The sequence below is a fragment of the Vibrio zhanjiangensis genome, assembly GCF_030161235.1.
Classification (GTDB): Bacteria; Pseudomonadota; Gammaproteobacteria; order Enterobacterales; family Vibrionaceae; genus Vibrio; species Vibrio zhanjiangensis.
Window position 1 is genome coordinate 1 of sequence record NZ_BSPW01000007.1, and the last position, 8564, is coordinate 8564.

8 protein-coding genes are annotated in these 8564 nt (G+C 39.6%); 5 read left to right on the forward strand and 3 right to left on the reverse strand.

The window, feature by feature from the left end; all coding sequences use genetic code 11:
• The first annotated feature begins 47 nt into the window (after nucleotides 1-47).
• Together QQK21_RS01545 and QQK21_RS01550 are read left to right on the forward strand one after the other, a co-directional pair.
• Entirely contained in the window at nucleotides 48-767 is a 720-nt protein-coding gene (locus QQK21_RS01545) for an SDR family oxidoreductase (RefSeq protein ID WP_284190449.1), read from the forward strand.
• A gap of 5 nt (nucleotides 768-772) precedes the next feature.
• Nucleotides 773-1702, forward strand: coding sequence for a DMT family transporter (locus QQK21_RS01550; protein ID WP_284190450.1), 930 nt, complete (start codon nucleotides 773-775; stop codon nucleotides 1700-1702).
• 50 nt (nucleotides 1703-1752) lie between these two features.
• On the opposite strand, the gene QQK21_RS01555 is transcribed toward QQK21_RS01550, so the two are convergent.
• Nucleotides 1753-2748 carry an aldo/keto reductase gene (locus QQK21_RS01555; protein ID WP_284190451.1) on the reverse strand — a complete coding sequence of 332 codons (996 nt, stop codon included), beginning with the start codon at nucleotides 2746-2748 and terminating at the stop codon, nucleotides 1753-1755.
• Nucleotides 2749-4277: 1529 nt separating this feature from the next.
• On the opposite strand from QQK21_RS01555, the gene QQK21_RS01560 reads away from it, so the two are divergent.
• The 3 genes from QQK21_RS01560 to QQK21_RS01570 all read left to right on the forward strand — a co-directional run bounded on the left by QQK21_RS01560 (nucleotide 4278) and on the right by QQK21_RS01570 (nucleotide 7238).
• The gene (locus QQK21_RS01560; RefSeq protein ID WP_284190452.1) at nucleotides 4278-5870 is read left to right on the forward strand and encodes a catalase; all 1593 of its coding nucleotides are present in this window, start codon (nucleotides 4278-4280) and stop codon (nucleotides 5868-5870) included.
• 112 nt (nucleotides 5871-5982) lie between these two features.
• Nucleotides 5983-6543 carry an ankyrin repeat domain-containing protein gene (locus tag QQK21_RS01565; protein ID WP_284190453.1) on the forward strand — a complete coding sequence of 187 codons (561 nt, stop codon included), beginning with the start codon at nucleotides 5983-5985 and terminating at the stop codon, nucleotides 6541-6543.
• Nucleotides 6544-6824: 281 nt separating this feature from the next.
• Nucleotides 6825-7238, forward strand: coding sequence for an ankyrin repeat domain-containing protein (locus QQK21_RS01570; RefSeq protein ID WP_284190454.1), 414 nt, complete (start codon nucleotides 6825-6827; stop codon nucleotides 7236-7238).
• Between the two features lie 82 nt (nucleotides 7239-7320).
• Here QQK21_RS01570 and QQK21_RS01575 read toward each other — a convergent pair whose 3' ends face one another.
• Both QQK21_RS01575 and QQK21_RS01580 read right to left on the reverse strand, forming a co-directional pair.
• The gene (locus QQK21_RS01575; protein ID WP_284190455.1) at nucleotides 7321-7521 is read right to left on the reverse strand and encodes a hypothetical protein; all 201 of its coding nucleotides are present in this window, start codon (nucleotides 7519-7521) and stop codon (nucleotides 7321-7323) included.
• Between the two features lie 74 nt (nucleotides 7522-7595).
• Nucleotides 7596-8051 (reverse strand): Hsp20 family protein, encoded by a 456-nt coding sequence (locus QQK21_RS01580; protein WP_284190456.1) that lies wholly within the window; start codon nucleotides 8049-8051, stop codon nucleotides 7596-7598.
• Nucleotides 8052-8564 lie beyond the last annotated feature (513 nt).

Here is an 8564-nt window from a genome sequence, read left to right on the forward strand (position 1 = left end):
CATAAGCTGGATCAACCACTTAAGGAATTAGTTTATGTGTCCAACCATTGGGGTCCACTTCTCTTATTACTGGAACTGAAAGCGGTATAGGCCCCGATGTTGCTATTAGATTATTAAAGGAAGGGCATAGCGTTTATGCATGTCATTATCGACCACTAGAAAACGTTGAAGAATATTACGAAAATATTCAAGACGAGCAACGCTTTTGTACCGCTGTGTTAGATGTTACGAATCATAGCCGAGTAGCTGAGGTTGCTAGCGAGGCTATAGAGTGCTTTGGCCAAATTCACGCAATTATTAATGTTGCGGGAATCGCCTATTTTGGCGATCCTGATAATGTCACTATTGATGAATGGGAAACGACATTTGATGTAAACGTACATGGTTATTTTCGATTGATAGACAATTTATTACCAAATCTAAAAAAAGTAGAAGACTCCATTATTATTAACACCTCTTCGATATGGGGGCTTCAGGGAAATGCAAACATGTATGCTTATGCTTCATCAAAGCATGCTGTAGAAGGTTTAACAAAAGGGCTTCAGGAATACGCCAAGAAAAATAGTATCAAGGTGACTAGCCTTGTACTTGATAAAGTGGATTCGAATTTTCGCAGCTTGATGGAAGATTATGTGAAAATCCCGAAGGAGAAGCAGAAAAATATGCTTTCTACTTCTGATGTTTCTGATGCTGTCATGTACATTCTAAATACATCTCGAACGGCTTTGGTATCGACTTTAGCTCTAGATGCATACCAATGGAGATAATAACAATGAGAACAAATTTTTATATTTATATAGGCATTATTCTTTCAACTGTTTTTTGGGGCTCTAACTTCAATGCAGGGGCGTTTGTCGTTGGACACTTGTCACCAATGGTAGCGGCAGCAGAGCGTTTTGTTATTGCAACATTTTTTATCATGGCCTACCTATTCTGGAAAGAGAAAAATAACTTAAGTGTATTGAGAAACAATGCCATTGTTTTTGCAATTCTTGGTTTGCTTGGAATTTCTGGTTTTAACTTGTCACTATTTATCGGACTGAAGAGTACTAGTGCTACAAATGGCGCGTTGATCATGGCAACTACACCAATCACTACTTTAATTATTTCGACTTTGTTGTCTAAAAGCAGAATTGCCATTAATCAAATGATTGGAATTCTGTTTAGTTTTTCAGGTGTTGTTTTTGTAATTAGCAAAGGCAATATGGATAACATCATAGAGCTGAACTTTTCAAAAGGGGATTTTATAATCTTCATTGGTAGTATATGTTGGTGTTTATATACAATTGGTTGTCAAAGGTTTATAAAAAACTCTTCAGCTCTACAAACGACTAGCTTTACCATGTTTTTTGGGACATTGGGGATAGTGTTATCGGCTGCTGTTAGTAGCGATATGATAACTGAACTCTTGTTTGCTCCAGTGAGTGTGCATTTTGCAGCTATTTATATGGGGATCGCGGGTTCGGTATTAGCGTACTTATTCTGGAATGTGGGATTGAGTAAGGTCGGTGCGGCTAATACCTCCATATTTTTCAATCTTGTTCCTGTATTTACGATGTTGATTACAGCGTGTACGGGCATTTTACCTAGTCCTTCACAGTTGACTGGCGCGCTCTTGGTGATTGTTGGTGTTGTCTTATCTACAGGAGGATATAAACTCATTGTTAAGACATCGAATCAACAAAATCTGGGTACGCAATAGCAAGAAGAATGGGCCTTACTTGAGTGAGGCCCATTTTTTGCGATAGAGTTTTAGACATTGACTCCTTTCATACCTTCTTCAGAGTAACGTTGCCCTTTTACTTCAAATTGAAGTGGGATGTTATTCAATGTTGTAAGGTCTTCTCTCTCTAAGATTATTTCAGATGCCTGAACATTTTCTTTGAGATAGTGCCGTTTCTTAGTTCCTGGGATAGGAACGATATGTTCATATTGAGCCAACAGCCATGCCAACGCGATCTGACCAGGTGTCGCTTGATATTTTTGTGCAATCGGCTGAATGATGTCTAGAATGCTGCGGTTGTGATTGATGTTCCCATCTAGGAATCGATCATTGGTTTTGCGAAAATCACCATCTGGGAGATCACTATTACGCGTTAACTTGCCCGTGAGGAAGCCTCTTCCTAGAGGAGAGTAGGGCACTAAGCCGATGTTATTGGTTTTCAGTGTTCCAAGAATATCTTCCTCAATGTCTCGAGTCCAAAGTGAGTACTCTGTTTGCAGAGCGGTGACTGGAAAGACTGAGTGTGCTTTAAGCAGTGTTTTCGAAGACACTTCACAAAGCCCGACATGAGCAATTTTGCCTTCTTTGACTAACTGTCCTAGGCAATCCATGCTCTGTTCGATGATCTTACTGTCGACTCGGTGAAGGTAAAACAAATCAATACACTCGACCCCTAAGCGCTGAAGAGATTCTTCGCAGCATTTGCGTATATAGTCTGGTGTGTTATTGATGCTGCGAGCATACGCAGCTTCTGCAGGGCGATCGATACCACACTTGGTGGCAATTTTAATTTGCTGGCGTTGAGAAGGTTGCAGTTTAGATAGGTAATAACCAATCAGCTCTTCATTGTGGCCACGTCCATAAAAGTTTGCGGTATCAATGAAGTCAACACCAAGCTCAAGTAACTGGTCAAGTAGCTTTAGAGATTGTAGGTCATTTGTTTCGCCATAGAATTCACTCAACCCCATCGCACCATAGCCAATTGAGCTGACGGTCAACCCATTTGCAAGTTCACGTTTAAGCATAAAGCCTCCTTATTTAGAGCTTAATTCTTTCATGATCGAATTAGGGGCTGAATTCTCTTTTTGCTTATACCTAAAAGGTATCACCATCAATTGCGAGCTATTGAGTCTCAGTGGTGGAACAAAAAAGCAGACCCTAGGGCCTAATGCCGATTAGTTAAGCAAGAAATGATCGGTTGGGGCTTGTTGCAAAAAATATCTTAAGGTGAGTTTTGGTAAGGAGGGAATTGGTCTTAGTTGAAAACAACCTCAACATTGAAGAGTCTCTTTTCAGCTATGTGTTCAGGCTTGCTAGCGTTAACCATTATATGACAGAGCCTTTTTTCATAAGTACATTTTGCTAAAAATGGCAACTTTGTGGCCCAGAAAAAATTAGCAGAAAATCTATCAAAGTTGATCGGGGAGCTTCATAGCGTGCGTTACAAGGAAATAGAAAAAGGGCTTCGAGTGCACCATGTAGTCAATGCATATCTAATGGTGACATTTGTTTCTATGATGAAAGTTCGATAAATCAATGCGCGATTGCCCTGACCAGCATTTAAGCTATAGACATAGTTGACTAAAACGAGAGTGGTTGTTCAACTATAAATGCTTCACTCACAATAAGCGGCTATTGAGGCTTGTTGATACGGCTAAAAAACGAGAACTGAGCTTCTTCAAAGCATTTGAATCGATACTTCGTGATGTCCCTAGTATTGGTCATAAAGGTTTAATTGAATTTCCCGAGTTTGAAAGCCGATCTTGTATTATTGCACCTTCTTATTAATAGACTTTTTCAGGAGTACAGCTAAAAGGGGATTTTTCGATTTTGATGAGCTAGAAGAACCGTTGCATAAACTTGTAGGTCTTTTCTATCAATATCTAAATTGTTTTACATCAGATGAGAAGGCTTTATTTGCTGGCTATTTGCGCGGTAATGCTGTCATGAAGCCTAAAGATGGAATGTGTGTTTACAAGTCCTCTTCCCCTTGCTTAGCTTGTAACTATAGAGAGTGTTGCCTATATGCAGATTTACAGTCCAATGGAAACTAAAACAGTATAAATGATACAGATATTAAAAGTATCGTAGAGTGGGTATTCCAGTCCTCAGAGCTACTTGAGCATATTAGTTATGAGAGTTTGCAGGCATACTTAAAGTTGAAGGTAATCTCCTTACTGGCAAACTTTATTGTCGCTGCACAAGATATTATGCCCAAGCTTGGGGTGCTCGCCAGCCGAAGACAATATTAACGGCTAACAAAGGGTCTTTGACCTGTATTTTGGCTTTCAGTTTGTAAACTTAACTCATCTACTTGAACGGGTAGTTGTTAAGTGTATTTTTCTATTTTTTTAGCTTCTGTCAACGTTTTCACTCTGATAACCAGAGTGGTTTCGTAATCTTTTTATCTAGAAAATTCATGACGATTTTACCTATTGATCTGATAGGAATAAATAATTGGTTTAATTAATAGTGATATTTATTATTTAGGCATAACAGTTTTTCCGTCCTGTTATTTTTATTTATGGAAACTTTATGCAGTGGGAACTTATTTATGAATCTAGTTAATTTATTAACAGTATCTAAAGAGAAGGTCGCTTTGATGGCGATCAGCGCTTCGGTGGTATCAACAATAATAATTCCGTTTAATACATATGCCAGTGAAGAATATGCCAATGAAAAAATGTCGAAGGAAATTGTACTCACGGATGATGGTGGCAGTCCGATAACCGATGATTTTAACTCTTTGACAATAGGAAATAGTGGTCCTGTCCTTTTACAAGATGTACATCTGATTGAAAAATTACAGCGTTTTGTTCGTGAACGTATCCCTGAAAGGGTTATGCATCCGCGTGGTACTGGGGCTCAGGGATATTTTATTTCCTCGGCTGATCACTCTCAGCTAACAGCGGCTTCTCTATTTAGTGAAAAAGGTCTAAAAACGCCTGTTTTGGTCCGTTTTTCTAGCGTTATTCATTCTAAAGGTTCACCTGAAACTGCGCGTGACCCGCGTGGCTTTGCGGTAAAATTTTACACTCAAACGGGTAACTGGGACTTGGTGGGTAACCATTTACCGACGTTTTTTATCCGTGATGCGATTAAGTTTCCCGATTTTACTCATGCCAACAAACCGTCTCCAGTCACAAATCTTCAAGACCCAAGTCGTATCTTCGACTTTTTCTCTAAAACACCAGAATCTACACAAACGCTCACTTGGCTGTTTTCGGATACTGGAACGCCCGCTTCATTCCGGACCATGGATGGATTTGGTGTGAATACGTTTAAGTTTGTTAATGCGGATGGAGATACTAAGTTTGTCAAGTTTCACTGGAAATCACAACAAGGGATAAAGAACCTGACCACTCAAGAGGCGCAAGAAATTCAAGGAAAAGACTTCAGTCATATGACCCGCGATCTCTATACCAATATCTCACAAGGCAATTATCCGAAGTGGGACCTGATGGTTAAGGTGATTGACCCCAAGGATCTCAATCAATTTGACTTTAATATTTTTGATAACACCAAACAGTGGTTTGATGTACCTGAGCAAAAACTGGGGACTATGGTGCTCGATAAAATACCGCCAAACTTTTTCCAGTATACCGAAATGGCGGCTTATGCACCTTCTCGTATGATCGCTGGTATTGCCGCTACGCCAGATAAGATGTTGCAAGGGAGGCTCTTTTCATATGCTGATGCGCAGATGTATCGTTTAGGGGCCAATTATCAACAATTGCAAGCCAATAAACCTCTAGCTGAAGTGGTCAACTACCATATCGATGGTCTAATGAATACCGCTGAATTACGAGGAGAAGTCAATTACAACCCGAGCCAGTTGGTCGAGCAAAAGGTACTGGTTGAAAAGGATAACAGCGACATGGTTCAAGGGTATCTCACTCGTGAAGAGATCAACCAGCCGCGTAATTTCTATCAAGCAGGTATTTTATATCGCTCCTTTACGCCACAAGAGCGGACCAATTTAGTCAATAACCTCAAAGATGCACTGAGCCAAGTAGAATCAGAGCGGGTCAAAAACACCATGGTGAGATATTTCTACCTTGCTGATAAAGAATATGGCCAGAGAGTAGGAGAGGCTCTTGGACTGGACCCCAAAGGCTATAGCCAAGAGATGATGGAAAAGCATTAATGTCGTTTTAGCGGCTGGAGAGTTTAGTTGTCGTTTTTTGGGCGATTTGCTTGAGACTCTCCAACCGCTATTTTTCTCAACTAATCTAACGATTTATTTTAGGAACTTCATTATGCAAGGACACAAAGCGGGGAGGACAAAGATGACGTCTCTTGGTTCGCACTATAAAATACTCTTACTTGGGGTAATGGTGTTTACCCTAGGTATGCTTAGCCATGGGACGTATGCTGAGTCCCTAGAGGGTAACAAACCAGCCATAACATATGGCGATAGTAACCTTGTTTCCAAGCCAGAACTTTTGCCCCAAGAGCAATTGGCTCTGGCCTTTTTTCACGCAGCACGCACTGGTGATGTCGATACGATACAGGTGTTTATTAACAACAAGGTTAATATCAATTTTCAAAATGGAGAAGGCTACAGTGCTCTGATGGTTGCCGCCTTTCGCGGGCAAAAGCAGGTTGTAGATATGTTATTGGCAGCAAACGCAGATCCTTGTCTTGTCGATACTCGGGGTAATACTGCTTTAATGGCGAGTATCGTTTCAGGGGAGATTGGTATAGCTCGTACTTTATGGCAACTGAAATGTAATAACCCACATTTAAAACAGCGTACTGAGGAATTTGTGGAGCAATTTGGCCAGCAGGATTTCAAAGCACTGTTAAAAGAAAAATAAATACGTGCTTTATGTTGATAAAGTATTCAAATATTTTTTATTAAAATATTAATTAATTTTATATTTAGTAATGATTTCTTAGATTTTAAATTTAATAAAGTTGATCAGGTTTATATTCTATGTTGACTTGTCTACTGAAATTTTTGTTTCTCATAAATATTAGAGAATACTGAATCTTGATATGCTTTTATTAATTAACCCGCTAATCAGGTGCAGTATGAAATCATGCAAACGGCTATTTTCTGCCAGAGTTATCTTAGGCCATTTTTATAGGTAATAAAATGAAAATACTATTGCTAGCTTCAGTTTTGTTTTCACTGGGTCTGTCATTTAGCTTGCTGGCAGCGAAAACCAATATTGAACAGGGATGCCAATCTTTGGTAGAGCAATTTTTTGAAGCAGCACGAATTGGTGATAATAAGGTGCTTGAGACGTTTGTATTGCAAGGCTTTCCAATTGATCAACGCAATAGTCAAAGTTATACCGCGTTAATGGTTGCTGCTTATCAGGGTAATAAAGATAGTGTTCGCTTACTTCTAGAAGCTGGTGCTAACGCTTGTTTGCAAGATCAATGTGGGAATACCGACTTGATGGGGGCGCTGATAAAACGAGAAATCAGTATCGTTAGAGACCTCTATCGTGCCGAATGCTCATCAGAACTGCACAACAAAGCTGGCCTCAATTGGCGAAACTAGACTTATCGTTGTCAGAGCAAAGATAAGCGAGCCAACATCGGCTCGCTTTTGGAACATATTGAGTGCTATATAAGCCAATAAATTATCGCATCACATATCGCGGGCGGCTAGGTTGGTGAATCGCCCAGTGGTTGGGAGTATGCTGGAGTTTTGGCTTAAGATAATAGTTTTGCTTGTATTCGGCATAGGCGTCAAAAGCGCAATCACCGATTTCATTTCTAGGGCAAACATGAATGCCATTTCTCGAGATCATTTCGGTTTTACAAGATGGGCAAACAGTCATTGTATCCTCCTTGAAAACATCAATTCTTCAACAAATGTATCGGTGAGAGCTGCGCGCGCAGCTCTCGAATTAGGTTACTTTTTATGCTCAATCGCCTCCTTTTTATCGACACTGATTTCAATGCGCTTTGGCTTCATAGCTTCGGGTACTTCTTTTTTTAGATGTACGGTCAATAGCCCGTCTTTCATATCAGCACTAATGACTTCTACATATTCAGCAAGGTTAAAGCGCCGTTCAAATGAGCGATTTGCTATGCCCTGATACAACAGCTTGCTTTGCTCATCGTTACGGCTCTCTTTCTCACCTTTGATCGTGAGTAGCCCATTTTCTACCTGAATATCAATATCGTCTTGCGAGAAACCTGCGACAGCAAGCGTAATGCTGTACTCACAATTGCTGAGCATTTCGATATTGTAGGGAGGGTACCCACTTGGGATAGGATCTGAACTTAGCGCGCTGTTGATTAGCGCTGCCATACGGTCAAATCCAATGGTAGTACGATAAAGTGGTGTTAAATCAATTGAGTTCATAACATTCTCCTAGTGAAGCAATATTAATAGATCAATCAAAGTGTCTAGGTTAATCAGGTGATGACTTAACCTCGGATATTTTATATGCAATCTATTTCTTTCTATCAAGATTTTTAAAATATAAATTTTTTATATCTATATAATGATAGGGAATAAATATGGTTTGGTTGCCAAGTTCCCCCCTTTCTAAAGGCTTTAATTATTCCTCGAAAGAGTGGACGATGAGCTTTAACAACCTTATCCCGATGATATTTTTCTGCCAACATATTACGTATATCTTGAGTGATATCAGCGAGCCTTAGCGCTTGGTTAAGATTTCAAACTGAATACCAAGGTAATTTTCATCATAAAAATCAATAATTTGATGTTTTGTCATTTACATGATTGCTGTGTTGAATAAAAGCTCTAATTGGTGAATTACTAGGAGTAGCAAAAATTCCTTTTTTATCAAGTGTGATCACCAAGCGATTCTGTCGTACCTTAATTACCAAGCGACTTTGTCATTACGTTAAC

Coding starts and splice junctions, on each gene's coding strand:
- QQK21_RS01570 (WP_284190454.1), top strand. CDS start 6,825: ATGAAAATACTATTGCTAGCTTCAGTTTTGTTTTCACTGGGTCTGTCA.
- QQK21_RS01580 (WP_284190456.1), bottom strand. CDS start 8,051: ATGAACTCAATTGATTTAACACCACTTTATCGTACTACCATTGGATTT.
- QQK21_RS01565 (WP_284190453.1), top strand. CDS start 5,983: ATGCAAGGACACAAAGCGGGGAGGACAAAGATGACGTCTCTTGGTTCG.
- QQK21_RS01575 (WP_284190455.1), bottom strand. CDS start 7,521: ATGACTGTTTGCCCATCTTGTAAAACCGAAATGATCTCGAGAAATGGC.
- QQK21_RS01555 (WP_284190451.1), bottom strand. CDS start 2,748: ATGCTTAAACGTGAACTTGCAAATGGGTTGACCGTCAGCTCAATTGGC.
- QQK21_RS01560 (WP_284190452.1), top strand. CDS start 4,278: ATGAATCTAGTTAATTTATTAACAGTATCTAAAGAGAAGGTCGCTTTG.
- QQK21_RS01550 (WP_284190450.1), top strand. CDS start 773: ATGAGAACAAATTTTTATATTTATATAGGCATTATTCTTTCAACTGTT.